This window comes from Bordetella sp. N (assembly GCF_001433395.1).
Classification (GTDB): Bacteria; Pseudomonadota; Gammaproteobacteria; order Burkholderiales; family Burkholderiaceae_B; genus Bordetella_C.
The window spans coordinates 6,620,969-6,647,785 of record NZ_CP013111.1 but is presented as its reverse complement, the minus strand read 5'-3'; the positions used below and the strand labels follow the sequence as shown (position 1 = coordinate 6,647,785).

Annotated in this window: 18 protein-coding genes, 2 rRNA genes and 1 other RNA gene; 3 read left to right on the top strand and 18 right to left on the bottom strand. The window is 64.1% G+C overall.

Features of this window, described 5'->3' with window-relative positions; translation table 11 throughout:
- The 13 genes from ASB57_RS28705 to acpA all read right to left on the bottom strand — a co-directional run bounded on the left by ASB57_RS28705 (window position 1) and on the right by acpA (window position 16,270).
- Window positions 1–960, bottom strand: coding sequence for a D-alanine--D-alanine ligase (locus tag ASB57_RS28705; RefSeq protein ID WP_057655379.1), 960 nt, complete (start codon window positions 958–960; stop codon window positions 1–3).
- Window positions 957–2,363, bottom strand: coding sequence for a UDP-N-acetylmuramate--L-alanine ligase (murC, locus tag ASB57_RS28700; RefSeq protein ID WP_057655376.1), 1,407 nt, complete (start codon window positions 2,361–2,363; stop codon window positions 957–959). The genes ASB57_RS28705 and murC overlap by 4 nt, the downstream gene beginning before the upstream one ends.
- Window positions 2,360–3,481 (bottom strand): undecaprenyldiphospho-muramoylpentapeptide beta-N-acetylglucosaminyltransferase, encoded by a 1,122-nt coding sequence (murG, locus tag ASB57_RS28695; protein ID WP_057655374.1) that lies wholly within the window; start codon window positions 3,479–3,481, stop codon window positions 2,360–2,362. The genes murC and murG overlap by 4 nt, the downstream gene beginning before the upstream one ends.
- Window positions 3,478–4,671 (bottom strand): putative lipid II flippase FtsW, encoded by a 1,194-nt coding sequence (ftsW, locus tag ASB57_RS28690; RefSeq protein ID WP_057655372.1) that lies wholly within the window; start codon window positions 4,669–4,671, stop codon window positions 3,478–3,480. The genes murG and ftsW overlap by 4 nt, the downstream gene beginning before the upstream one ends.
- Window positions 4,668–6,272 carry a UDP-N-acetylmuramoyl-L-alanine--D-glutamate ligase gene (gene murD, locus ASB57_RS28685; protein WP_057655370.1) on the bottom strand — a complete coding sequence of 535 codons (1,605 nt, stop codon included), beginning with the start codon at window positions 6,270–6,272 and terminating at the stop codon, window positions 4,668–4,670. Before murD ends, ftsW begins: the two co-directional genes overlap by 4 nt.
- Window positions 6,269–7,438 (bottom strand): phospho-N-acetylmuramoyl-pentapeptide-transferase, encoded by a 1,170-nt coding sequence (mraY, locus tag ASB57_RS28680; protein WP_057655368.1) that lies wholly within the window; start codon window positions 7,436–7,438, stop codon window positions 6,269–6,271. Before mraY ends, murD begins: the two co-directional genes overlap by 4 nt.
- Entirely contained in the window at window positions 7,428–10,274 is a 2,847-nt protein-coding gene (gene murF, locus ASB57_RS28675; protein ID WP_057655365.1) for a bifunctional UDP-N-acetylmuramoyl-L-alanyl-D-glutamate--2,6-diaminopimelate ligase MurE/UDP-N-acetylmuramoyl-tripeptide--D-alanyl-D-alanine ligase MurF, read from the bottom strand. Before murF ends, mraY begins: the two co-directional genes overlap by 11 nt.
- The gene (locus tag ASB57_RS28670; RefSeq protein WP_057655363.1) at window positions 10,271–12,001 is read right to left on the bottom strand and encodes a penicillin-binding protein 2; all 1,731 of its coding nucleotides are present in this window, start codon (window positions 11,999–12,001) and stop codon (window positions 10,271–10,273) included. The genes murF and ASB57_RS28670 overlap by 4 nt, the downstream gene beginning before the upstream one ends.
- Window positions 11,998–12,288, bottom strand: coding sequence for a cell division protein FtsL (gene ftsL / locus ASB57_RS28665; protein WP_057655361.1), 291 nt, complete (start codon window positions 12,286–12,288; stop codon window positions 11,998–12,000). The genes ASB57_RS28670 and ftsL overlap by 4 nt, the downstream gene beginning before the upstream one ends.
- Entirely contained in the window at window positions 12,288–13,379 is a 1,092-nt protein-coding gene (gene rsmH, locus ASB57_RS28660; RefSeq protein ID WP_057655359.1) for a 16S rRNA (cytosine(1402)-N(4))-methyltransferase RsmH, read from the bottom strand. Before rsmH ends, ftsL begins: the two co-directional genes overlap by 1 nt.
- A gap of 8 nt (window positions 13,380–13,387) precedes the next feature.
- Window positions 13,388–13,816: a division/cell wall cluster transcriptional repressor MraZ gene (gene mraZ, locus ASB57_RS28655; RefSeq protein WP_057655355.1), complete on the bottom strand. Its 429-nt coding sequence runs from the start codon at window positions 13,814–13,816 to the stop codon at window positions 13,388–13,390.
- 247 nt (window positions 13,817–14,063) lie between these two features.
- Window positions 14,064–14,479, bottom strand: an RNA gene (gene rnpB / locus ASB57_RS30175) — RNase P RNA component class A.
- Between the two features lie 48 nt (window positions 14,480–14,527).
- A complete protein-coding gene (gene acpA, locus ASB57_RS28650; RefSeq protein ID WP_057655353.1) occupies window positions 14,528–16,270 on the bottom strand; it encodes an acid phosphatase in 1,743 nt (580 codons plus the stop codon).
- A gap of 329 nt (window positions 16,271–16,599) precedes the next feature.
- Here acpA and ASB57_RS28645 point away from each other — a divergent pair, with 329 nt between their 5' ends.
- The gene (locus ASB57_RS28645; protein ID WP_156414300.1) at window positions 16,600–17,970 is read left to right on the top strand and encodes a cytochrome-c peroxidase; all 1,371 of its coding nucleotides are present in this window, start codon (window positions 16,600–16,602) and stop codon (window positions 17,968–17,970) included.
- Between the two features lie 92 nt (window positions 17,971–18,062).
- Entirely contained in the window at window positions 18,063–19,880 is a 1,818-nt protein-coding gene (locus ASB57_RS28640) for an ATP-binding cassette domain-containing protein (protein WP_057655352.1), read from the top strand.
- A gap of 61 nt (window positions 19,881–19,941) precedes the next feature.
- Here the strand turns inward: ASB57_RS28640 and pyrC are convergent, their stop codons facing one another.
- Window positions 19,942–21,006, bottom strand: a complete 1,065-nt coding sequence (gene pyrC / locus ASB57_RS28635; RefSeq protein WP_057656528.1) for a dihydroorotase — start codon at window positions 21,004–21,006, stop codon at window positions 19,942–19,944.
- A gap of 121 nt (window positions 21,007–21,127) precedes the next feature.
- Window positions 21,128–22,321 carry a M20 aminoacylase family protein gene (locus tag ASB57_RS28630; protein ID WP_057655349.1) on the bottom strand — a complete coding sequence of 398 codons (1,194 nt, stop codon included), beginning with the start codon at window positions 22,319–22,321 and terminating at the stop codon, window positions 21,128–21,130.
- A 150-nt stretch (window positions 22,322–22,471) separates the two neighbouring features.
- Between ASB57_RS28630 and ASB57_RS28625 the strand changes: the two genes are divergently transcribed.
- On the top strand, window positions 22,472–22,750 hold the full coding sequence (locus tag ASB57_RS28625; RefSeq protein WP_057655347.1) for an SWIB/MDM2 domain-containing protein: 279 nt from the start codon (window positions 22,472–22,474) through the stop codon (window positions 22,748–22,750).
- A gap of 185 nt (window positions 22,751–22,935) precedes the next feature.
- Here the strand turns inward: ASB57_RS28625 and ASB57_RS28620 are convergent, their stop codons facing one another.
- The 3 genes from ASB57_RS28620 to ASB57_RS28610 all read right to left on the bottom strand — a co-directional run bounded on the left by ASB57_RS28620 (window position 22,936) and on the right by ASB57_RS28610 (window position 26,657).
- On the bottom strand, window positions 22,936–23,301 hold the full coding sequence (locus tag ASB57_RS28620; protein WP_057655346.1) for a hypothetical protein: 366 nt from the start codon (window positions 23,299–23,301) through the stop codon (window positions 22,936–22,938).
- 160 nt (window positions 23,302–23,461) lie between these two features.
- Window positions 23,462–23,574 (bottom strand): 5S ribosomal RNA (gene rrf / locus ASB57_RS28615).
- Between the two features lie 200 nt (window positions 23,575–23,774).
- Window positions 23,775–26,657, bottom strand: a 23S ribosomal RNA gene (locus ASB57_RS28610).
- Window positions 26,658–26,817 lie beyond the last annotated feature (160 nt).

Genomic DNA, 26,817 nt, shown 5'->3' with positions numbered 1-26,817 from the left:
TCAAGCGTTACGAGCCGGGGCGCGCACTTTGCACGCGGCCTCGGAAAGGATGGACATACACAATTCGGGATAGCTCATGCCCACGGCCTGGGCCGCCTTGGGCACCAGGGAATGGCTGGTCATGCCGGGCGAGGTATTCATTTCGATCAGCCAGGGACGGTTTTCCTTGTCCAGCATCAGGTCGACGCGGCCCCAGCCTTCGCAACCCAGGCTGCGATACGCGGCCACGCTCAGGCGCTGCACCTCGGCGGCCAGGTCGGCAGGCAGGTCGGCCGGGCAGAAATACTGGGTGTCGTCGGAGAAATACTTGTGTTCGTAATCGTAGTTGCCGCCGGGGGCGACGATCTCGATCACCGGCAGGGCGCGCGCGCCGCGGCCGGTGCCCAACAGGGCCACCGTCAATTCGCGTCCGGTGATGAATTGCTCGGCCAGCACTTCCGCGTCGAAACGCGCGGCCAGCTCGTAGCTTTCCTTCATGTCGGAGTAGCCGCGCACCTTGCTGATGCCGACGGTCGAGCCTTCATGCGGCGGCTTGAGCATCAGCGGCAGGCCAAGGCGATCCGGCACCAGGCGCAGTTCGGTATCGCCGCCGAGGACTTCGAAAGCCGGCGTGGGCAGGCCATGCTGCAGCCAGATGCGCTTGGTCATGACCTTGTCCATGGCCAGCGCCGACGCGGCGGCGCCGCTGCCCGTATAGGGAATGCCCAGCAACTCCAACGCGCCCTGGATGGTGCCGTCCTCACCATAACGGCCATGCAAGGCGATGAACACGCGGTCGAAGCCGGCCTGCTCCAGATCGGCGAAGGTCTGCACGCCGGTATCGAACAGATGGGCATCGACGCCGGCGCTGCGCAGTGCTTCGTGCACACCCGCGCCAGACATCAGGGACACTTCCCGTTCAGCCGAGCGGCCGCCGTACAGCACGCCGACCTTGCCGAATTGTTGAGGGGCAACGGTCATGCCAATTCTCCAATTTGCGCCGGCACGCGGCTGATCGAGCCGGCGCCCATGACGATGACGACATCGCCATCCCGCATGAAATCCAATGCCGCGGCAGGCAACTCGGCCACGTCCTCGACGAATACCGGTTCGACCTTGCCGGCCACGCGCAGCGCGCGCGCCAGGGCACGGCCATCGGCCGCCACCAGGGGCGGCTCGCCGGCGGCATACACCTCGGTCAACAGCACGGCGTCGGCCGTGCCGAGCACGCGCACGAAATCCTCGAAGCAGTCGCGGGTGCGGGTATAGCGATGCGGCTGGAACGCCAGCACGATGCGCCGGCTGGGCCACGCGCCGCGCGCGGCGGCCAGGGTGGCCGCCATCTCGACCGGGTGATGACCGTAATCGTCGATGACGGTGAACGTGCCGCCGCCATGCGCCGCGGGCACCGCGAAATCACCCACCTGGGTAAACCGCCGGCCCACGCCGTTGAACGCTTCCAGCGCGCCGCTGATGGCCTCGTCGTCCACACCCAGCTCGGTGGCGACGGCAATGGCGGCCAGCGCGTTGCGCACATTGTGCAGGCCAGGCAGGTTCAGGGCCACCGACAGCGGCGGCAGTTCCTGTTTGCGGCCACGCCGCTTCACGTCGAACAGCATCCGGGTGCCATCGGCGCGCACATTGTGTCCGGCCACCTGGGCGTCGCCATCCAGACCATAGGTAGTGACGGGACGCGAGACGAAGGGAATGATTTCCCGCACATTGGCATCGTCGGCGCACAGCACGGCGGTGCCGTAGAACGGCAGCTTTTGCGTGAACTCGATGAACGCGCTCTTCAGGCGCGCCACATCATGTCCATAGGTGTCCATGTGATCGGCGTCGATATTGGTCACGACGGCCATCACGGGGAGCAGGTTCAGGAACGACGCGTCCGACTCGTCGGCTTCGACCACGATGTAGTCGCCCTGCCCCAGGCGGGCGTTGGCGCCGGCCGAGTTCAGGCGGCCGCCGATCACAAAGGTCGGATCCAGGCCGCCAGCCGCCAGCACGCTGGTCACCAGGCTGGTGGTGGTGGTCTTGCCATGGGTGCCGGCGATGGCGATGCCGCGCTTCAGGCGCATCAGCTCGGCCAGCATGACGGCGCGCGGCACCACGGGAATGCGCGCGGCGCGGGCCGCGATGACTTCGGGATTGTCCCCCGCCACCGCGGTGGACGTCACGATGGCGTCGGCGCCCTCGATATTGGCGGCGCCGTGGCCGATGGCGATGCCGACACCCAGGCCCGCCAGCCGGCGCGTCACGGCCGACTCGTTGAGGTCGGAGCCGCTGATGCGATAACCCAGGTTGAGCAGGATCTCGGCGATGCCGCTCATGCCGGCGCCGCCGACGCCGACGAAATGAATGTGTTGGATACGGTGTTTCATGATGCGCGCCTCGCTGCCTGCTCGCAGGCGTCGGCGATATGCTGGGCGGCGGCCGGCAGCGCGCGAGCGCGCGCCTTGACGGCAACCGCCTGGAGTTCTTCACGGCCACGTTCGCCCAGCCACTGCGCCAGCCATTGCGGCGTCAGTTCGGCCTGGCGCCGCATCCAGCCGGCGCCCGCATCGCTGAGATAGCGGGCATTGGCCGTCTGGTGATCATCGATGGCATTCGGCAAGGGAATGAACAGCGCGGCCACGCCGGCGGCGGCGACTTCGGCCACCGTCATCGCGCCTGCCCGGCAGACCACCACGTCGGCAGCGGCCAGCGCGCCGGCCATGTCTTCGATGAAGGCACGGCAGTCGGCGTCCACACCCGCCTGGGCATAGGCCTGTTGCAGCCCCTCGATATGCAGTTCGCCGGCCTGATGCGTCACTGCCGGGCGTTGCGCCGCGGGCAGCAAGGCCAAGGCCTGCGGCAGCACGGTGTTCAAGGCCTGGGCGCCCAGGCTGCCGCCCACCACCAGCAGGCGCAGCGGACCGCTGCGGCCGGCATAGCGCTGTTCGGGCGCGGGCAGCGCGCAGACTTCGCGGCGCACCGGATTGCCCATGACTTCGCCGCGCGGCAATACGCCGGGGAAGCCGGTGAGGACGCGGCGCGCCATCCGTGCCAAGGTTTTGTTGGCGGTGCCGGCGACCGCGTTCTGTTCATGCACGACCAGCGGCACGCGCCGCAAGGCGGCGGCGACGCCGCCCGGGAAGGCCACGTAGCCACCCATGCCCAGCACCACGTCGGGACGCAAGCGGGACAGATAGCCCAAGGCCAGCCGCAGGGCCGACGTCAGGCGGAACGGCAGTTGCAGCAGGGCCTTGACGCCGCGGCCGCGCAGCCCCTGGAAGCGCATGGGCATCATTTCGATGCCGCGCGGCGGCACCAGCTTGCCTTCCATGCGCTCCGGATTGCCCAGCCACAGCACGCGCCAGCCCCGTTCACGCAGCACGTCGGCCACGGCCAGACCGGGCATGATGTGCCCGCCCGTGCCGCCCGCCATGATCAGCGCGGTGCGAGGAGCGCCGTTCCGGTCCTTGGGCGTGATGACCGAGGGAGCGTCGACGCGGCTCATACCCGCCCTCCCCGCATCATCGTGCGATTCTCGAAGTCCACGCGCAGCAGCATGGCCAGCGCCAGCAGGTTCATCACCACGCCGGAGCCGCCGTAGCTCACCAGCGGCAAGGTCAGGCCCTTGGTGGGCAGCAGGCCCAGGCACACGCCCATATTGATGAAGGCCTGCACGCCGAACCAGATGCCCACGCCTTGCGACACCATGCCGGCGAACGTGCGCTCCATGGCCACCGCCTGGCGGCCGATCTCGAAGGCGCGCTGCACGATGATGGCGAACAGGCCGATGACCAGCATGACGCCGACGAAACCCAGTTCCTCGCCGATCACCGCCATGATGAAGTCGGTATGCGCTTCCGGCAGGTAGTGCAGCTTTTCGACGCTGGCGCCCAGGCCCACGCCCAGCCACTCGCCGCGGCCCAGGGCGATCAGCGAATGCGACAGCTGATAAGCGCTGCCGTAGGCGTTGTCCTGGTTCCAGGGATCCATATAGGCGAACAGACGCGCACGGCGCCAGGGCGACAGCCAGATCAGCATCAGGAAGGTACTGACCAGCACGGCCAGCAGGCTGCTGAAGAACTTGCCGTTGATGCCGCCCAGGAACAGGATGCCGATGGCGATGGCCACGATCACCATGAACGCGCCCAGGTCGGGTTCGAGCAGCAGCAGCATGCCGACGCCGCCCAGCGCGCATGCCATGGGCACGAAGCCGCGCACGAAGTTCTGCATGTGTTCCTGCTTGCGCACCGTGTAGTCGGCGGCGTAGAGCAGCGCTGCGACCTTCATCAGCTCGGACGGCTGGAAGTTCAAGGGACCCAGGGGAATCCAGCGATGCGCGCCGTTGACCTCGCGGCCGATGCCGGGCACCAGCACCGCCAGCAGCAGGAGCAGCGCCAGCATGAACAGCGGCACCGCCAGGCGTTGCCACATGCGGATCGGCAGGGTCAGCGTGATGGCGGCCACGACCAGGCCCACGGCGACGAAGGCCGCATGGCGCACCACGAAATAGTATTGCCCGTAGGACGCATAGCGCGGCCCGTCGGCCAGGGCGATCGAGGCCGAGTACACCATCAACAAGCCAAGTGCCAGCAGGGTCGAGGCGGATATCACCAACGGCATGTCGAAGGAACGCATGCGCGTGCGGCCGGGACGAACCGCGTTGACGCTGCCGGTGAGGTCGGCGAACAGGCTCATGCGACCTCTCCTTGATCCAGGGCCAGTTCCTGCACCACTTCGTTATAGACCTGGCCGCGGTGCACATAGCTGCGGAACATGTCCATGCTGGCGCAGGCCGGCGACAACAGCACGGCATCGCCGGGCTGGGCCAGGCCATGCGCCTGCCGCACGGCGTCCGTCATGTCAGAGGCGAACACGCAGGCGACACCCGTGGATTCCAGCACGCGGCCGATTTCCGGACCGTCCTTGCCGATCAGCACGACGGCGCGGCCATGCCGGGTCACGGGCGCGACCAGGGGAGAGAAATCCTGGCCCTTGCCCAGGCCGCCGGCGATCAGCACCACCTGCTGGCCAAGACCGTCCAGCGCGGCCACCGTGGCGCCGACGTTGGTGCCCTTGCTGTCGTTGATGTAGTCGACACCGCCGATGCTGCGCACGAATTCGACGCGCAGCGGTTCGCCTTCGTACTCGCGGGCGGCGCGCAGCAAAGGCGCCCAGCCCAGGTCGATGGCGCGCGCCAGCGCGAAGGCCGCCAGCGTATTGGTGGCATTGTGCAGGCCGCGGATCAGCAGCGCGTCCACCGGCATCAGGCGCGAGCGGCGGCCTTCTTCACGGCTGGGCGGCGGCGCGTCTTTCTTGCGGCGCTTGGGCGCCTCGACGGGAATATCGAAATCGCTGGGTTCGCAGGACGTCAGCCATGCCACGCCGCTGGCCTGATCCAGACCCAGGTCGCCGACCAGGGCCGGCGCGTCGCGGCCGAAGGTGCGCACGTTCAAGGCTTCGATACGTTCGACCATGGCCAGGGTCAGCGCATCGTCGCGATTGACGATGGCGATACGGGCCATGCCCAGCAGGCGCGCCTTGGCGGCGGCGTAGGCCGGCATGTCGCCGTGCCAGTCCAGATGATCCTGCGTGACGTTCAGGACCACGGCGGCATCGGCCACCAGGGTGTGCGTGGTGTGCAGCTGGAAGCTGGACAACTCCAGCACCCAGACCTGCGGCAGGTCATCTTCGTCCAGCGCGTCCATCAGCGCGACCAGCGCGGCGGGGCTGATATTGCCCGCGGCGCGCGCGGTCAGGCCGGCGGCCTCCACCAGATGGCGCGTCAGGGCAGTGACGGTGGTCTTGCCGTTGGTGCCGGTGACGGCCACCAGGCGCGGATGGTAATCGCGGCTCTCGGCCAGGGCCGCCAGCGCGCGGGCGAACAATTCGATCTCGCCGATGACTTCGATGCCGCGCGCGGTGGCGGCTTCGATGAGTTCAAGGGCGGGCGACTGATTGGGCGCCAGGCCGGGGCTGATGACCACCTGGGTCACGCCGTCCAGCAGGCTGGTGTCGAAACTGGCCAGACCCAGATGGTATTCGGGCTCAGGCGCGGGCTCGGACGTCGCGGCGGCTACATCTTCAGCGGCATCGGAGGATTCCTCTGCGCCCCGCTCTGCCGCGGCCGCCAGCGCCTCACGCAGGACGTCCAGTCCGCCCGGCTCGGCGCGCGTATCGGCCACGCGCAACCGCGCGCCGCTACGCGCGCACCAGCGCGCGGCGGCAATGCCGGTCTCGCCCAATCCAAGGATCAGGACCAGAGCCGGCGCGGGGACGGTGGTATCCGTATCGCTCATCGCAACTTGAGGGTGGAGAGGCCGATCAACACCAGCATCATGCTGATGATCCAGAAGCGCACGACGACCTGGGTTTCCTTCCAGCCGCCGACTTCGAAATGGTGGTGCAGGGGCGCCATGCGGAAGACCCGCCGCCCCTCGCCGTATTTACGTTTGGTGTACTTGAACCAGGTGACCTGGATCATCACCGACAGGGTCTCCACCACGAACACGCCGCCCATGATGAAGAGCACGATTTCCTGCCGCGCGATCACCGCCACGGTACCCAGCGCGCCACCGAGCGCCAATGCGCCGACGTCGCCCATGAACACCTGGGCGGGATACGCGTTGAACCAGAGGAACGCCAGTCCGGCGCCCCCTAGCGCGGCGCACAGCACGATGAGTTCCGAAGCACCCGGCACATAGGGGAACAGCAGGTACTTGGAATAGTCCGCGCGGCCGATGACGTAGGAGAAGATGCCCAGCGCGCTGCCCACCATGACGGTCGGCATGATGGCCAGGCCGTCCAGGCCGTCGGTCAGGTTCACCGCGTTGCTGGTGCCGACGATGACGAACCACGACAACGCCACGAAGCCCAGCACGCCCAGGGGATAGCTCACCGTCTTGAAGAAGGGCACGATCAGGTCGGCGCGCGTGGGCAGCGGCATGGTGAAACCGCTCACCACCCAGCCGCGGAACAAAGGCCAGAGTTCGGTGTTGGCCGGCGCCGAAACGGCGAAAGCCAGATAGACCGCCGCCACCAGGCCGATGATGGCCTGCCAGAAAAATTTGGTGCGCGACCGCATGCCTTCCGGATCGCGATACACGACCTTGCGGTAATCATCTACCCAACCGATGGCGCCGAAGCCGAACGTCACCAGCAGCACCACCCAGATGAAGCGATTGCTCCAGTCGCACCACAGCAGCACGCTGATGCCGATGGAGATGAGGATCAGCGCGCCGCCCATGGTGGGCGTGCCGTTCTTCACCAGATGGCTTTGCGGACCGTAGGCGCGCACGGCCTGGCCGATTTTCATCGCGGTCAACTTGCGGATGACGCGCGGCCCGGCCATCAGGCCGATCAGCAGCGCCGTCGCGCACGCCAGCACCGCACGCAGCGTGATGTATTCGAACACGCCGAACGTACGGATATCGTCAGACAGCCAGCGGGCAATCTCAAGCAGCATGCTTGCCCCCCTGTGCGGCAGGCACCTGGCTGCCATCACTCGAATACAACTTCACAACCCGCTCCATGCGCATAAAGCGCGAACCCTTTACCAATACGGCGGCGGGCTTCAGGGCCCGCGTCGCCATCACGATGTCTTCGACTGAATCGCAGGCCTTGGCGGCCGGCCCGAAGGCGGCCGCGGACGCTTGCGCGGCCTCGCCCAAGGTGAACAGGGCGTCGATCCCCCGTTCGCGTGCGTAGGCGCCGACCTCTTCATGCATGGCCGGTCCGTTGGCACCCACTTCGCCCATATCACCCAGTACCAGCACGCGCGGCGCCGGCAATTGCGCCAGCACGTCGATGGCGGCGCGAACCGAGTCAGGATTGGCATTGTAGGTGTCGTCGACCAGCAGCGTTCCGTCACTCATTTGCTGGCGCTGCATGCGCCCCTTCACCGCGCTGAAATTGGCCAGCGCGCGGCAGGCGGCGTCCAGCGGCGCCCCCGCGGCCAGCCCGCAGGCGACGGCGGCAAGCGCGTTGCGCAGATTGTGCAAACCGGGGACAGGCAGGGTCAGCTCAGCAGTACCGGCCGGGGTGACCAGACGGCAACGCGTGCTCAGCACATCGCGTTCTATCGCTTCGGCGTACACGTCCAGACCGGCCTGCAAGCCGAAGCGCAGTACCCGCGGCGTGCCCGTCATGGCATCCCAGACGCCGGTGTGCGCATCGTCGCCCGGATAGACCGCATAGCCCGCTTCCGGCAGCGCGGCCAGGACCGCGCCGTTCTCGCGCGCGACGGCCTCGACGGAGTGCATGAACTCCTGATGCTCGCGCTGCGCGTTGTTCACCAGGCCCACCGTGGGCGCCGCCATGGCAGCCAGCGCGGCGATTTCGCCGGGGTGATTCATGCCCAGTTCGATGACCGCGGCGCGATGTTGCGGCCGCAGGCGCAGCAGCGTCAGCGGCACGCCGATATCGTTGTTGTAATTGCCCGCCGTCGCCAGACGCTGGTCTTCGCCCAGCCATTCCGCGAGGATGGCGGCAATCATTTCCTTGGTGGTGGTCTTGCCGTTGCTGCCCGTGACGCCGACCACCGGCAGGTCGAAGCGGGCACGCCAGGTCGCGCCGATGCGGCACAGCGCGGCGCGCGTATCGCCCACCACCCACTGCGGCAGCGTGGTGTCGGCAACCGCATGGGCGACCACGGCAGCGCGGGCGCCGGCCTGCTGCGCCTGCGCCAGATAGTTGTGGCCGTCGAAATTCTCGCCGCTCAGCGCAACGAAGATCTGGCCTTCGCTCAAGGTGCGGGTGTCGGTGGACACGCCCGTCGCCTGCGGCAGCGCAAGCGCCAGCGCGCCCCAGGCGCGATCGTCGAACGGCAGGCGCTGTCCGGCGATTTCCTGATACGTCTCGTGGCCCTTGCCGGCCAGCAGCAGCACATCCTCGGCGGCGGCCGCCCACACCGTCTGCATGATGGCGTGCGCGCGATCGGCCTGCACCGTCACGGCGCGGGCCGCGGGCATGCCGGCCAGAATCTGGTCGATGATGACGTCGGCATCCTCGCTGCGCGGATTGTCGCTGGTCACGCACACACCATCCGCGTCGGCGGCGGCGATGCCGCCCATCAGCGGACGCTTGCCGGGATCGCGGTCACCACCGCAACCGAACAGGCACAGCAGCCGGCCGCCGCGCGCTTGCGCCACCGGCCGCAGCGCGGCCAGCGCGCGCGCCAGGGCGTCCGGCGTGTGCGAGTAATCGACGACCACCAGGGGGCCAGCCGCGGCCAGCCCTTGCGGCGCCGCCACGACTTCCATGCGTCCCGGTACCGGTGTCGCGGCCGCCAGCTCGCGCGCCACATCGGCGAGCGAGCCGCCCAGCGCGGTCAGCACGCCCGCTACCAGCAAAAGGTTTTCCACGTTATGACGGCCCAGCAGGGCGGTCATGATGCGGGCTTCGCCCTGCGCGGTCGTAAGCGTGAAGATCTGGCCGCTGGTCGTCGCGCTCAAGCCGCTGGCACGAACATTGGCGCCCTGCTCCAGACCGTAGGACAAGGCAAGCTCCGCGGGCAGGCGCGCCAGCAGCCGCTGGCCCGCGGCGTCATCCGCGTTGACGACCGCGCGCACCAGGCCGGGCCAGTCGAACAGGCGCGATTTCGCGGCCTCGTAGGCCGCCATCGAACCGTGATAATCCAGATGATCGCGCGTCAGGTTGGTGAAGGCGGCGATACCGATACGCACGCCGTCCACGCGCCCTTGCTCGATGCCGATGGAGGATGCCTCCATGGCGACGCAGCTGGCGCCGTGATCACGCATCACCGCCAACTGCCGATGCACGGCCAATACGTCCGGCGTGGTCAGATGCCCGGGCAAGGCCTGGCCGTCGGGCAAGGTGGCGCCCAAGGTGCCCAGGGCCCCGCAAGGCCGGCCGCTGTTCGACAGGGCGCGCGCCAGCCACTGGACGGTGGACGTCTTGCCATTGGTGCCGGTGACGGCGATGACATTCAAGGCCGCCGACGGCTCGCCGTACCAGAGGTCGGCCACGCGGCCCAATTGCCCGCGCAGCTCGACCACCGGCAGGACAGGCACGGCGCCCGCAATCGCGGTGACGGCGGCGGCGCGCGCGGCGTCGTAGCCTGCCGCCTCGTACACCACGGCCTTGGCGCCTTGCTGAACAGCCTGCTCTATATATAGACGGCCATCGCTGGTTCCGCCCGGGCAGGCGACGAAGACATCGCCCGCGGCCACTTCACGCGAATCCAGACGCAGGTCGGCCTGAGCCGGCACGCGCGCGCGCAGCCACTGCACGATATCGGCGGCGGGCAGGCGGTGGGCGTGCGGATCGGCCACGGCATTCATCGCATCGGCTCCTGCAACCCGGCCACCACGGTGGACTGGAAAGGCGCGTCGGGCTGCACGCCCAACATCCGCAGGCTGCCGCCCATGAGGGCGGAGAACACCGGCGCGGCGATGGCGCCGCCGTAGTAGCCGCCAGTCTGCGGTTCGTCGATGGTGACGGCGATCACCAGACGGGGATTCGACACGGGGGCGAAGCCGACAAAGGAGCTGCGATAACGTTGACGGCTGTACTTGCCGTCGACGATCTTGCGCGCGGTGCCGCTCTTGCCGGCCACACGGTAACCCTGCACTTGCGCCAGCTTGGCGCCGTCGGGACCCGCCGCGGCTTCCAGGTAGCCACGGATCATGTTCGCGATCTTGGGCGTATAGACCTTGACGCTGGTCGGTTCGCTGTCGCGCTTGACCAGGGTCAGGGACACCATGTCGCCATTGCGCGCGAAGACGGTGTAAGCGCGCGCCACCTGCAGCAGCGACACCGAAAGACCATAACCGTAGGCCATGGTGGCCTTCTCGATCAGGCGCCAGCGGTCCCACGGCCGCACACGGCCGGGAGCCGCGCCAGGGAAGCCCAACTGCGGCGCCTGGCCCAGGCCCAGCTCGGTGAACTTGTCCCACATCTCGCGGGCCTGCAGGGTCTCCGAAATCAGCGTCATGCCGATGTTGCTGGACTTCAGCAGGACGCCGGCGACCGTCAGGGTGCCGTTGCGGCTGACGTCGCTGATGGTCGAGCCCTGATAACGGAACTGGCCGTTGCCGGTTTCGAACTGCGTGCTGGGCGTGATGCGGCCCAGTTCCAAGGCCAGCGCGGCGGTGAACGGCTTCATGATGGAGCCGGGCTCGAACGTATCGGTGATGGCCTGGTTCCGCATGGAGGCCACCTGGAAGGTACCGCGATCGTTGGGATCGTAGGTGGGCAGGCTGGCCAGCGACAGGATTTCGCCGGTGCGCGCGTCGACGATGACGGCGGCGGCGCCGCGGGCATGGTGCAGGTCGATGGCGTCTTTCAGCGTCTTGCTGACCAGATACTGCAGGCGCGTGTCGATGGACAGGTTGATGTCCTTGCCGTCGACCGGCGTGGTCACCGCCTGCACGTCCTCGATGACGCGGCCCAGGCGATCCTTGATCACGCGGCGCGAACCGGCGCGACCTTGCAAGGCCTGGTTGAACGCCAGTTCGACGCCTTCCTGCCCCTGGTCTTCCACATTGGTGAAGCCCACCACGTGGGCCATGACCGCGCCGTCCGGATAGTAGCGCCGCGTTTCAGGCTGCTGATGGATGCCGGGCATGGCCAATTGCTTGATCTTGTCCGCCACGTCCATCGGCACCTGGCGCTTCAGGTACACGAAGTTCTTGTCTTCATTCTTGAGACGGTCGGTAAGGTCGCTCACCGTCGTGTCGAGCAGCTTGGCCAGGGTGGCCATCTGCGGCGCCGTGGCGGTATTGGCGTCTTCCGGAATGGCCCAGATCGCGCGAGCAGGCACGCTGGAGGCCAGCACCACGTTGTTGCGATCGAGTATCTTGCCGCGCGTCGCCGACAGGGTCAGCGTGCGCTCGTAGCGGCGCTCGCCCTGCTGCTGCAGGAAGTCGGTGCTGATGCCCTGCAGATAGAGCGCGCGGCCGCCCAGGGTGACGAAACCGCAAAACAGCAAAATCAGGACGAGCCGCGCGCGCCAGGCCGGCAATTGACCCCGCAGCACGGGGTTGTCGAAGAACGGCAAGCGCTTCATTGCGCCCCTCCGCTGACCGGAACCGGCGGCTGATTCAGATAGATCGTCCGGTTCGGCACGATGGAGATCATTTTAAGATCTTCACGGGCGGCATGATCGACACGCGCGCTGCGCGCCAGTTCGGCCCGGTCGAGCTGCAGGCGGCGCCAGTCGTTTTCCAGGTCGCGCGCCTGCGCCTGGGCGCGGTCGACGTCGACGAACAACTGGCGCGACTGATAACGCGACGTCACCAGGGAGATCGCGCAGAGCATCAGCACCATCGCCAGGACCAGGCTCACCCTGCCCATCAGCGCTTCCCCTTGCCGGCGCCACGCGCCGGGGTCGTTGCGGGGGCCAATCCAGGCACCATGGCGGCGCTGCCGCCGGCAGGCAGGGGCGCGTCAGTGCGTTCCGCCACACGCAAAATGGCCGAGCGGGAGCGCGGATTTCCCGCGACTTCCTCGTCATCGGCCAGGACGCGCCCAAGGGAATGCATGATCGCGGGTGGCAGCTCATCTTCGCGCAGGGGCATACGGCGCATCGTCTCGCTGGACGGACGGGCCGCGGCGGCGATGCACTGTTTGACCATCCGGTCTTCCAGCGAATGAAAGCTGATCACCGCCAACCTCCCCTTCGGCGCGAGCAGTTCTAGAGCTGCCGCGAGGGCGCGAGCGAGCTCCTCAAGTTCCCGATTGATGTAAATCCGTAGAGCTTGAAAGGTGCGTGTGGCCGGATGCTGGCCCTTTTCGCGCGTGCGGACGGCGCCTGCGACGAGCTCGGCAAGCTCGAGCGTGGTGCGTAGTGGCGCTGTTGCGCGGCGAGCTGCAATCGTTTTTGCAATCTGAAAAGCAAACCGTTCTTCGCCATAGTCAGCTATGACCTCCCGCATCTCGTCCACACTGGCTTGCGCCAGCCATTCCGCGACCGTGGGGCCGCGCGTCGTATCCATGCGCATATCCAGCGGGCCTTCGCGCATGAAAGAAAAACCCCGCCCTGCATCGTCAAGCTGGGGGGAAGAAACACCCAGGTCCAGCATGACGCCATCAATTTGAGCGATGCCCAAGTCCGCCAGCGCCTGCGGCATGGTGGCGAAACCGTCGTGCACCACCGTCACCCGCGCGTCGCTGGCCGCCAGTTCCCGGGCCACCCCGATCGCGGTGGGGTCCTTGTCGAACACCACCACGCGGGCCTGGGGTCCCAGCCGGCTCAACAACTCCCGCGTATGACCACCGCGGCCGAACGTGCCGTCGACATACACCCCGGCCAACCGGGGGTCCTGCGCATCCGCATCCGCCCCTGCAACATCCGCCTTACGGGCGCCGCCACGGCGGCCGAAATGAGGCAGCAGCAGCGCGTCTACCGTCGGCGCCAGCAGTACGGGCCGATGTTCGAATTTCATAGCCCGCGTCAGAAAGAAAACTGGTTGAGAACATCCGGCATGCCCTGCGCCAGATCTTCCGCCTCACGGCGGGCCAAGGCAGTTGCATCCCACAACTCGAAGTGCGCGCCCATCCCAAGCATCATCACTTCGCGCGTCATGCCGGCGGCATTACGCAATTCCGGCGCGATCAGGATGCGGCCCGAACCGTCGAGTTCCACATCCTGGGCATTTCCCAGCAGCAGCCGTTGCAGCGCGCGCGCGGACATGGGCAAGGCGGCGATTGCTTCACGCTTCTTCTCCCATTCCTGGCGCGGATACATCAACAGGCAGCCGTCTGGATGACGGGTCAGGGTAAGACGGCCTTCCGCCTGGGACGTCAGGGCGTCGCGGTGCCGAGTCGGGATAGACACCCGACCCTTCGCATCCAGCGTTAACGCGCTGCTTCCCTGGAACACCCGTCTCCCCCACTTAATTGCACAAAAACCTACTTTTTCCCACTCTACGGGATGGTTAATGCGCGGTCAAGCAGAGCGACACAAATTTTTCAATCACAACAAGGACTTAGGCGAACTGGCTGAGACGCAAAAAACAAAACCCCCTGATAAATCAGGGGGTTGTCGTTTTAACTCAAAGTCTTACGTGAAGGTTCGGCGCTAAAAGGTAACTTCCTCGCCTTACATGTATCGATTTCAGCCGAAAGCAAGGCAAGACGAATCTATGGGCCGGATTCTGTACACCGGGGGTAAGCCCGGTGGGCAATCATTCCTCTGGCCCGGCCATTGCTGGCCGGATCTAGCCACCTACCCGCATGCTCGAACGGAGCCGCCCTTCCAGGTCCGAAGACCGTGCGCATGCCTATTTGATGTTGCTCCGGGTAGAGGTTGCCGCGTTTCACCCTGCGATGCCGCCGGCTGTTGCCAGCCGGCGCGACACGGAGTGGCCGTGCCTGTGCGGAGGTTGCCCTCCGCCCACTTCGCAGACTCGTCTCTGTGGCCCTGTTCCTCGCCGGACCGGTGTTGCCACCTGCCCGACGGACGGCCGTTAGCCGCTACCCTGCCCTATGGAGTCCGGACCTTCCTCGAAACGCGTGAGCGTCCCGCGATTGCCCGATTCGTCTTGCGGAGGGCATTGTACCTGCCCCGGCGAAGATCGCCGGGGCGTGCTGCTTACGACGCGGTGGCGGCCGTATCCAGCGTGTTGCTCAGGTCGCCCTGATCGGTGCCGTTGGCCTTCAGGCCTTCGCGACGCACGGTCAGGCCGGGCAGCTCGGGCAGATCCCAGCGGCGGCTGATGAAGCGCAGGATCGAGGTGGTGTCGTACATCGTGTGGTCGACATAAGCCTTGCGCACGGTGGGACCGACGACGATGGCGGGAATGCGCGAGCCCGGGCCGAAGCGGTCGCCCTTGGGCGGCGCGACGTGATCCCAGATACCGCCGTTTTCGTCATACGTCACGACGACCAGCATGTGACCCCACTGCGGGCTCTTTTCCAGCTCGGCGATGATGTCGGCGATGTGTTGGTCGCCACGCACCACGTCGGCGTAGCCGCTGTGCTCGTTCAGGTTGCCGACCGGCTTGTAGAACGACACGGGCGGCAACTTGCCGGCGCGAATGTCGGCGATGAACTGCTCACCGTTGACGCCGCCGTCCTTCAAGTGATCCGCGCGATCGGCGATGCCGGCCGCGGTGGTCGGGTCGAAGCGCTTGAAGTAGTTGAAGGGCTGGTGGTGGAACTGGAAGTTCACGAAGGCGGTCTTGCCGTCAGCCTGCAGGCCGGTGCCGGTGTAATCCGAACCGATGTAGCCGGCGGGGTTCGTCGCACGCGCCGTCTGGAAAGCCCAGCCGCCCGAGTACCAGGCCCACTCGACGTTCTTGTTGGTCAGGTAGTCGCCGATGTTGGGACCGGACTGCGGCGGCAACACGCTGGTGTTGGCCTGGTCGGCCAGCAGGGGCTGGGGCGTCGTGCCCGAAGCCGAGTCCGCCGCCGGGGCGACAGCGCTGGGCTGGTAAGGCGGCTGCATCGTGTTCACGGCGTAACCGTCGGGGGTCAACGCACCGCTCAGCTTGAAGATCGACGCGGCCGACGTGGTCAGCGCCGAGACGCCGGCGGAGGCCGTCTTCACGCTCAGGTGATAGCCCTGCGGACCGTCGTCCAGCACGGCGACCTTGCCCAGATTGGCCGACGTGATCGGATCGACCGGCGCGGCGGAAGCGATCAGGTACTGGTGGTTGAGGAAGGAACCACCGAAGGCGCCCATGAAGAAGTGGTCGGCCATCGTGTACTTCTGCGCCACTTTCCACAGGGGCAGCTTGGTCGAGTTGCCCGTGAAGTGACCCATCACCAGACCACCGCCGTTGTCGGCCCAGGCGGTGAACATATTGTTCTTGCCGCCGTTGATCTGCATCTGGTTCTGGTAGAAGTTGTGCCACATGTCCGCGTTGACCGCGTTGATGTCGACACCCGGATACGTTTCGTTGATCGAGAACGGCGCGTTGACCATACCCGTGGTCTGCGTGGCCGTCACGGTCGGCACGGTCGTGTCGAACTGCGCGGCGGGAACGGTCAGGCCGGCCCACACCTGCGGCAGCGACGTCAGCACGGTGCCGTCACGATCCACCTGTTTCTCATACGTCGCGCTCGCCAGCGGGCTGTCGATGCCGGGGAAGTCGGCATACAGGTTGTCGAAGCTGCGGTTTTCCGCGTAGATCACCACGACGTTCTGAATGTTGTCGACGGCCTTCGTCACCAGCTCTTCCTGCGTGGGCGCGGAGACAACCGGGGTGGAAGGCGTGGCGGGGGTCGACGCGGTATCGTCATCGTCGTCACCGCTACTGCCGCCACAGGCGGCCAAGCCGGTGGTCAGCGCCACGGCCAACAACGGCGCAATGAACTTGTGGGTGGTCTTCATAAGGGCTTTCCTCTTTCTTGTGCTGGGAAGTATTCGATGTCTGGGCATCGAGCGCCGCATATGTTGGGGTTACACCATGTGAACTTCGTGAACGACCGCTTAAAGAAATCTGAATCCGTGAAGAAAAATTAAGGATGCCCTCAGGGGCGTTCAGATTGCCGTCAACGCCCTTCAGCAAACCTGAAATATTCGCTGTTTACGCTGCGGACCGCGGCCTTGATGAATACAGCCGCCTTCCATAGATAGCAACCGCGGCGACTCGCCGCGCCTCACATTTCCACGACATGCCTTTGCCTCCCCGCCCTACCGTTTCGATATCCCCTGCCCGCATGCGTTGGCACGGCGTGCTATGCACCCTGGTCGCGACGACGTTGGCCGTCGGCATCAGCGGCGCGCTGGCCCTGTGGGGCGAACGCAGCCAGGGCGCGACCACGGCGGACGCACAGCAAAGTGTTTATGAGAAATTTCCTGAACCGCCGGTGACCTATGACCGCGTCTACGCCAAGCAGCGCGCGGCGGACATCGCCGACCTGGGCGGGCTGCTGTTCAAGGACAAGACGCTGTCGGCGTCCGGACAGCAATCGTGCGCCACCTGTCACAGTCCCGAGAATCACTACGGCCCGCCCAACAACCTGTCGGTGCAACTCGGCGGCGCGGACATGAAGCACTACGGCGTGCGCGCCGTGCCGTCGCTGATGTATCTGCAGACCGTGCCCAACTTCGACGAGCACTTCATCGACTCCGAAGAGGAAGGCGACAACACCACCGACGCGGGCCCCACGGGCGGCCTGACCTGGGATGGCCGGGTCGACCATGCCGGCGCGCAGGCACGCATTCCGTTGCTGGATCCGCAGGAGATGGCCAACGCGAACATCGGCAACATCGTCGAGAACGTGCGCAAGAGCCCGAACGCCGACAAGATCCGCGCCTTGTTCGGCGGCCATGTGTTCGATACGGACGAGAAAGCCTTCCACGCCATCACCCAGGCGCTGGAGTATTACCAGAACGACGCCAGGCTCTTCTTCCCCTATTCCAGTAAATACGACGCGGCCGTGCGCGGCGTGACCAAGCTGACCGACCAGGAGTTGCGCGGCGCCAAGCTGTTCGAGGCAGCCGACAAGGGCAATTGCGCCAGCTGCCACCGCTTCGCCGTGCCGGGCCAGTTGCCCATCTTCAATGACTTCGGCCTGATCGGCCTGGGCCTGCCGCGCAATCCCGAAATCCCCGCCAACAAGAATCCGGCGTATTTCGACCAGGGCCTGTGCGGACCGCTGCGCAAGGACCTGACCGACCATCCGGAGTATTGCGGCCTGTTCCGTTCACCCACCTTGCGCAACGTCGCGACGCGCAAGGTCTTCTTCCACAACGGCGTCTTTCACGACCTGCATCAGGTCGTGGAGTGGTACGTGACCCGCGATACCAATCCCGAGAAGTGGTATCCCCGCAAGAAGGACGGCAGCATCGCCAAGTTCAACGATCTGTCCCAGGCCAGCATGCACGAGAACGTCAATATGGATCCGCCCTTCGGCGGCAAGCCCGGCGACAAGCCGGCGTTGACGCCGGCGGAGATCGACGATGTGGTGGCCTTCCTCGGCACCCTGACCGACGGTTACTACGATCCCAAGAATCCGCAAGCCCTGCTGTCGCAGTCGTCATCGCAGTCTCAGTCGCAACCGCAACCGCCCGCCGCCACGCATTGACCCCGCGGGGTCGACCTGCCCGGCCGGGGCGCCGGGCAGCGGCCCCGGCTTCCTGCGACAATAGCGGTTTGCACTGACTAGCCGCGCCGCTCATGGCCCCCACCACCCTGATTACCTTTACCGACGTCCATCTGGCCTTCGGTCACCATCCCCTGCTGGATCATGCCGACTTTTCCATCCAGGCCGGCGAACGCATCGGCCTGATCGGACGCAACGGCGCCGGCAAGTCGTCCATGCTGCGGCTGCTCGACGGGCGTACCCAGCCGGACGACGGCGACGTCGCGCGCGCCTCGGGCCTGCGGGTCGCCACGGTTGAGCAGGAACCCGAGCTCGACGAGACCATGACGGTGTTCGACGTGGTCAACAGCACCGACGAAGATCACGAAGACTGGCAACGCGGGTCCCGCGTGCGCTCCCTGCTGGAGCGGCTGGGCCTGCCCGGCGACGCGCTGATCGCCGGCCTGTCCGGCGGTACGCGCAAGCGCGTGGCGCTGGCGCGAGCGCTGGCCGGCAATCCCGACCTGCTGTTGCTGGACGAGCCCACCAACCACCTGGACTTCACCGGCATCGCCTGGCTGGAAGACCTGCTGCTCGGCTGGAAAGGCAGCGCGGTCATCATTACCCACGACCGCCGTTTCCTGGACGCCATCTCCACCCGCATCGTCGAACTGGATCGGGGCCGTCTGCTCAGCTTTCCCGGCAATTTCTCGCAATGGCAGGAACGCAAGGCGCAATGGCTGGAGTCGGAACGCCTGGAAAATGCCCGCTTCGACAAGCTGCTGGCGCAGGAAGAAGTGTGGATCCGCAAAGGCGTGGAAGCGCGCCGCACGCGGAACGAAGGCCGGGTGCGGCGCCTGGAGCAACTGCGTTTCGAGCGCGCCGAGCGCCGTGACCGTCAAGGCAACGTCAACCTGGCGTTGGCCGAAGGGCAACGCTCCGGCAAGCTGGTGGCGGAACTCGAACACGTCAGCAAGGCGTTCGAAGGCCGCGAGGTGATCAAGGACTATTCCACCACCTTGCTGCGCGGCGACCGCATCGGCATCATCGGTCCCAACGGCGCCGGCAAGACCACCCTGCTCAAGCTGATGCTGGGCCGCCTGGAGCCCGACAGCGGCACGGTGCGCATGGGCAGCAATGTGGAAGTGGCGTATTTCGACCAGATGCGTTCCCAGCTCAATGAAACCGATACGCTGGCCGACGTCATCAGCCCGGGCAGCGAATGGGTGGAGATCGGCGGCACGCGCAAGCACGTCATGAGCTACCTGGGCGACTTCCTGTTCTCGCCCGCGCGCGCCGGCTCGCCGGTCAGCAGCCTGTCGGGCGGCGAACGCGCGCGGCTGCTGCTGGCGCGCCTGTTCGCCCGGCCGGCCAACGTGCTGGTCCTGGACGAACCGACCAACGACCTGGACATCGAAACGCTGGAACTGCTGGAATCGCTGCTGCAGGAATACACCGGCACGGTACTGCTGGTCAGCCACGACCGTGAATTTCTGAACAACGTGGTGATGCAAACCATCGCCAACGATGGCCCCGGCATCTGGAACGACTATGTCGGTGGCTATGACGACTGGTTGGCGCAACGCCGCGTCATTACGCCCGAGGCAGCCGCCGTAACGGAAACGGCTGAAGTTCAGGAAAAGGCCGCCCCGGTCGCGGCACGGCCCAAGCCCGCCAAGGCCACGCGCCTGAGCAGCTGGGAAACCCGGGAACTGGAAGGCCTGCCCGACGCCATCGCGGCGTTGGAGGCCGAACAGGGCGAACTGTCCGGCAAGCTGGCCGATGGCACGCTCTATCGTGACGCGCCTGACGAAGTGACCCGCATCAACGCCCGCATCAGCGCCATCGACAAGGAGCTTGAATCCAAGCTCGAACGCTGGGAAGCGCTGGAAGCGCGGCGCGACGGCAGCTAAGCTGCCGCCGCTGCTGCCGCTGCCGCAAGAGATGGCGCGGCAGCGTGCGGCGCCATCCTGATCAGGAGTGCACTTGCCAGTCGAGGGTTTCGCCCGCGGCCAGGGGCACCAGGGTGGTCGCGCCGTACGGCAGCTCTTCCGGGATGGTGTAAGGCTTGCGAATCAGGGTCAAGGTGTCCTGGTTGCGCGGCAGGCCATAGAAGTCCGCCCCGTAGTGGCTGGCGAAGCCTTCCAGCTTGTCCAGGGCGTCCATGGCATCGAAGGCCTGCGCGTACAGCGACATGGCATGCAGCGCGCTGTAGCAGCCGGCGCAACCGCAGGCATGCTCCTTCAAGCCGCGCGCATGCGGCGCGCTGTCCGTGCCCAGGAAGAAACGCGGGCTTCCGCTGACCGCCGCTTCCACCAACGCTACCCGGTGATCCTCGCGCTTGAGAATGGGCAGGCAGTAGTAGTGCGGCCGCACACCGCCGATGAAGATGGCATTGCGGTTGTACAGCAGATGTTGCGGGGTGATGGTCGCGGCAATGGGGCCTTCCGCGTCACGCACGTAATGCGCGCCTTCCTTGGTGGTGATGTGCTCGAACACCACCTTCAATTCCGGGAAAGCTTTGCGCAGCGGCAACATCACGCGGTCGATGAACAGGGCTTCGCGATCGAACACGTCGGTCGAGGGATCGGTCACTTCGCCGTGCACCAGCAGCGGCATGCCTTGCTTCTGCAGGGCTTCCAGCGCGGGTCGGCACTTGCCCAGCAGGTCCGTGACGCCGGCCGCCGAGTTGGTAGTGGCGCCGGCGGGATACAGCTTCACGGCATGCACCAGGCCGGACGCCTTGGCGCGCACGATTTCTTCCGCCGACGTATTGTCGGTCAGATATAGCGTCATCAAGGGCTGAAAACTGTCTTCGCTGACATCGGCCTTGGCCAGGGCAGCCAGGATGCGGTCGCGATAGGCCGAGGCCTGCTCGGTGGTCGTCACCGGCGGCCGCAGGTTCGGCATGATGATGGCGCGGCCGAACTGGCGCGCGGTATCGGGGACGACAGCTTCCAGCGCGTCACCATCGCGCAGATGCAGGTGCCAGTCGTCGGGGCGCGTGATAGTCAGAAGCGCGGGCGTGGAGCTAGTCATATCGTCATGCATTCTTTCAAACCGGGCGCGCTTGGGGCGACGACCCGAGGGTTCAGCCCGCCGTGGCTCGGGCGGGGCATCGTGGACTGCCGGCAAGCTTACCGCATCGTGTCCGGCGGAATTATTCCGACAACGGCATACCGCGCTCGGCCAGGGCGCAGAACATCGCGCTGCCCAGCGGAATCACCGCGTCGTTGAAGTCGAAGTGGGAATTATGCAGTGTGCAGCCGGACTCCGCACCGCCCTGGCCAAGACGGAAGTAGGCGCCGGGCCGTGCCTGCAACATGAAAGAGAAGTCCTCCGAGCCCATCGACGGGACCAGGTCACGCACGACATTCTCCTTCCCTATCATTTCTGTGGCGATGTCAGCCACCAGGTTGGCGTGCTGCGGCGTGTTCAACGTGGCGGGGTAGATGCGCTCGTATTGCACCTCGGCCGTCGCGCCGAATGCGCCGGCGATGGACGAGGCCAGCTCCGTCATCCGCTTTTCCAGCAGCTCCTGCACGGTCTTGCGGAAGGTGCGCACGGTGCCGACCAGCTTGGCCTCACGGGGAATCACGCTCATGGCGCCGGGGTGGCCTGCCTGCATCGAACCGATGGACAGCACCGCGGAGTCGAGCGGATTGACGTTGCGCGACACGATGGTCTGCAGCGCCGTGATCAGATGCCCCGCCACCACCACCGGGTCGATGGTCTGGTAGGGATGGGCGCCATGGCCGCCACGCCCGTTGATGGTGATCTCGAAGCGGTCCGCCGCGGCCATCATGGGACCGGGATTGATCCCTACCGAGCCAGGCGGCAGGCCGGGCCAGTTATGCAACGCGTAGATCGCATCGCACGGAAAGGTGTCGAACAGGCCGTCTTCCAGCATGGCCTTGGCGCCCCCACGCCCTTCTTCGGCCGGCTGGAAGATCAGGACAGCGGTGCCGTCGAAGTTGCGCGTCTGCGCGAGATAGCGCGCGGCGCCCAGCAGCATGGTCGTGTGGCCGTCGTGGCCGCAGCCGTGCATCAAGCCCTGCTTGGTCGAGCGATGGCCGAAGCTGTTGTCTTCGGTCATCGGCAGCGCATCCATATCCGCGCGCAGACCGATCATCCGGCCGCTGTCGCACTGCTTGCCGCGGATGATGCCGACCACACCTGTTTTGCCGATTCCACGATGAACTTCGATGCCCAGGGCTTCCAGGCCGCCGGCCACAATGCCGGACGTACGTACTTCTTCGAAGCCCAATTCGGGATGTGCGTGCAAATCACGGCGGATCGCGGTCAATTCATCGTGAAAAAGCCGGATCGATTCCAATGCTGAACGTGGGTACATGGATGAAGGTTACAGAAATCCAGGTTGTAAAGATTCAAGGGGGATTTTAGTTGCTACAGACCATAAATGCCTTTGTCTTTACTGCGTAGACACGTTATGCTCCGGCCGCAGGATTCAATTTTCCAACACTCAGAGAAGGAGAGCCGGAATATGGCCACCCCCTCCAAAACCGCCACTCCCCGCAAGCCGAATGCCGCGTTCATGAAACCGCTGACCCCCAGCGCGGACTTGGCTGCCGTCATTGGCCCCGAGGCTGTGCCGCGTACCGAGGTCACCAAGAAGATCTGGGAATACATCAAGAAGCACAACCTGCAAGATGCCAGCAACAAGCGCAACATCAATGCTGATGACAAGCTGCGCCCGCTGTTTGGCAAGGATCAAGTGTCGATGTTTGAATTGACCAAGTTGGTCAATGCGCATCTGAAGTAAATCGCTTCTAGCGATCAGCAGGAATGGTGTTCTGCACGCTGCTCGTCTTGCAGCTGCGGCACTCCTGCCGAACCGAATAAAAGAAAATGGCTGGCATTGCGCCAGCCATTTTTTTTGTGCTTTTTTTACGGTGCCGGTTGTAGATCACGCGTTGCGTATCGCACGCGTGATCCTGTCGAGTCAGGTCACGCGTATGCGGCGGGGCCGCGGCCTTCCAGCAGTGCCAGCCAGCCCTTGATGAGGCGGTAGAGGACCCACACCATGGTGGCGGCCACGCCTATCCAACCCAGGAAGATCAGCGTCGCGACGGCGCTGATGGCAAGCCACAGCAGGGCCCACCAGAACGTACGCAGCAGCCAGTCGAAGTGGCTGGCGTAGAAGGTACCGGCCGTATCGGCGCGCTTGACGTACATCAGCACGACGCCGGCAATGGTGGCCATGCAAAGCACGCCGCCGGTGAGAAAACCAAGCGCGAACAATCCGTATGCGACATGCGTCAGCGTGCGCAGATCGAGGCCGGTAGAGGTGACAGGGATCTGTGGGTCACTCACGGTGCTGCTCCTTCGTAATAGTGCCGCACCATGTTAACCCAACGGACGGCTCCAAGAGCGAACTCAATAAAAAAGCCCACCGGCATTGCCTGGTGGGCTTTTCTTTCACGCAAAGACAAAACCCCAGCTGGGTTACCAGCTGGGGTTTTGAGCAATAAGTGCCTGACGATGACCTACTTTCACAGACGTCCGTCCACTATCATCGGCGCAAAGTCGTTTCACTGTCCTGTTCGGGATGGGAAGGAGTGGGACCAACTCGCTATGGTCGTCAGGCGTAAAGGGTTGTGTGTCTTGAACGAGTCAAGGCACACCAATCTGGGAAGAAGCAAACGCTTATGTGTTCGGGTGAGTCTGGATTGCGATCGCGTCGCACGCGATGCCACATCAAACTACATTTCAATCGTTGGGGGTTGTTGTTAGCGCCTGTGCAGAGGTCACCTCACTCTTACACACAGACCAACCATCAGGGTTATAGGATCAAGCCTCACGGGCAATTAGTATCGGTTAGCTTAACGCATTACTGCGCTTCCACACCCGACCTATCAACGTCCTGGTCTTGAACGACCCTTCAGGGGGCTCGAGGCCCCGGGATACCTTATCTTTAGACGAGTTTCCCGCTTAGATGCCTTCAGCGGTTATCTCTTCCGTACATAGCTACCCGGCAATGCCATTGGCATGACAACCGGTACACCAGAGGTACGTCCACTCCGGTCCTCTCGTACTAGGAGCAGGCTCCATCAAGTATCCAACGCCCACGGCAGATAGGGACCAAACTGTCTCACGACGTTTTAAACCCAGCTCACGTACCTCTTTAAATGGCGAACAGCCATACCCTTGGGACCGGCTACAGCCCCAGGATGAGATGAGCCGACATCGAGGTGCCAAACACCGCCGTCGATATGAACTCTTGGGCGGTATCAGCCTGTTATCCCCAGAGTACCTTTTATCCGTTGAGCGATGGCCCTTCCATTCAGAACCACCGGATCACTATGTCCTGCTTTCGCACCTGTTCGACTTGTCAGTCTCACAGTCAAGCACGCTTATGCCATTGCACTATCAGCACGATTTCCGACCGTACCTAGCGTACCTTCGAACTCCTCCGTTACGCTTTGGGAGGAGACCGCCCCAGTCAAACTGCCCACCATGCACTGTCCCCAATCCGGATAACGGACCAAGGTTAGAACCTCAAACAGACCAGGGTGGTATTTCAAGGTTGGCTCCACCGAATCTAGCGACTCGGTTTCAGCGCCTCCCACCTATCCTACACAGGCCGGTTCAAAGTCCAATGCAAAGCTACAGTAAAGGTTCATGGGGTCTTTCCGTCTAGCCGCGGGTAGATTGCATCATCACAAACACTTCAACTTCGCTGAGTCTCGGGAGGAGACAGTGTGGCCATCGTTACGCCATTCGTGCAGGTCGGAACTTACCCGACAAGGAATTTCGCTACCTTAGGACCGTTATAGTTACGGCCGCCGTTTACCGGGGCTTCGATCAAGAGCTTGCACCCCATCACTTAACCTTCCGGCACCGGGCAGGCGTCACACCCTATACGTCGACTTTCGTCTTTGCAGAGTGCTGTGTTTTTAATAAACAGTCGCAGCCACCGATTCTCTGCGACCCCATCATGCTCAGCGCGCAGGCGCTTCACACTACCGGGGCATACCTTCTCCCGAAGTTACGGTATCAATTTGCCGAGTTCCTTCTCCCGAGTTCTCTCAAGCGCCTTGGAATATTCATCCCGTCCACCTGTGTCGGTTTGCGGTACGGTCTCGTACAGCTGAAGCTTAGAGGCTTTTCTTGGAACCACTTCCAATCACTTCGCGAAACATGTTCGCTCGTGCCACACCCTTGAGTCATGCGCCCGGATTTGCCTAAGCGCCCTCTCTAATGCAGCAACAGGGACTTCCAACACCCTGATGATCTTCCGCGATCCGTCCCCCCATCGCACTGTACGACGGTACTGGAATATTAACCAGTTTCCCATCAGCTACGCATCTCTGCCTCGCCTTAGGGGCCGACTCACCCTGCGCCGATGAACGTTGCGCAGGAAACCTTGGACTTACGGCGAGGGGGCTTTTCACCCCCTTTATCGCTACTCATGTCAGCATTCGCACTTCTGATACCTCCAGCAGCCTTTACAAGCCACCTTCACAGGCTTACAGAACGCTCTCCTACCGCGTGCATCGAAATGCACACCCGCAGCTTCGGTTTATCGCTTAGCCCCGTTACATCTTCCGCGCAGGACGACTCGATCAGTGAGCTATTACGCTTTCTTTAAAGGGTGGCTGCTTCTAAGCCAACCTCCTGACTGTCTATGCCTTCCCACTTCGTTTCCCACTTAGCGATAATTGGGGACCTTAGCTGGCGGTCTGGGTTGTTTCCCTCTTGAGTCCGGACGTTAGCACCCGGTGCTCTGTCTCCCAAGCTGGACTTGCGGGTATTCGGAGTTTGCCATAGTTTGGTAAGTCGCCATGACCCCCTAGCTATAACAGTGCTCTACCCCCCGCAGTCATACTTGAGGCACTACCTAAATAGTTTTCGGAGAGAACCAGCTATTTCCAGATTTGTTTAGCCTTTCACCCCTATCCACAGCTCATCCCCTAATTTTTCAACATTAGTGGGTTCGGTCCTCCAGCACGTGTTACCGTGCCTTCAACCTGGCCATGGATAGATCATCTGGTTTCGGGTCTACACCCAGCGACTGAATCGCCCTATTCGGACTCGCTTTCGCTACGCCTTCCCTAATCGGTTAAGCTTGCCACTGAATGTAAGTCGCTGACCCATTATACAAAAGGTACGCAGTCACCCCACAAGGAGGCTCCTACTGTTTGTATGCATACGGTTTCAGGATCTATTTCACTCCCCTTCCGGGGTTCTTTTCGCCTTTCCCTCACGGTACTGGTTCACTATCGGTCGATCACGAGTATTTAGCCTTGGAGGATGGTCCCCCCATCTTCAAACAGGATTTCACGTGTCCCGCCCTACTTTTCTTACGCTTAGTTCCACACACGAGATTTCGTCTACAGGGCTATCACCTGCTACGGCCGGACTTTCCATTCCGTTCGACTATCCCATGCGCTAAAACGTAAAGGCTGTTCCGATTTCGCTCGCCACTACTTTCGGAATCTCGGTTGATTTCTTTTCCTCGAGCTACTGAGATGTTTCAGTTCACCCGGTTCGCCTCCATGAGCTATGTATTCACTCATGGATACCGTCTTGCGACGGTGGGTTTCCCCATTCGGATATCTGCGGATCAAAGCTTGTTTGCCAGCTCCCCGCAGCTTTTCGCAGGCTACAACGTCCTTCATCGCCTGTGATCGCCAAGGCATCCACCATATGCACTTAGTCACTTGATCCTATAACGCTAATGGCTATAGCACCAACAACTAACCTTCACAATTCACTGTATGTCTGACATGACATCGCATTTGTGCCGTTCCAAATTGCTTTAGAACTTTATGATTGCAATCACAACCCGTATTCACCTTTCATTCGATTTAACGAATTACTCGACAA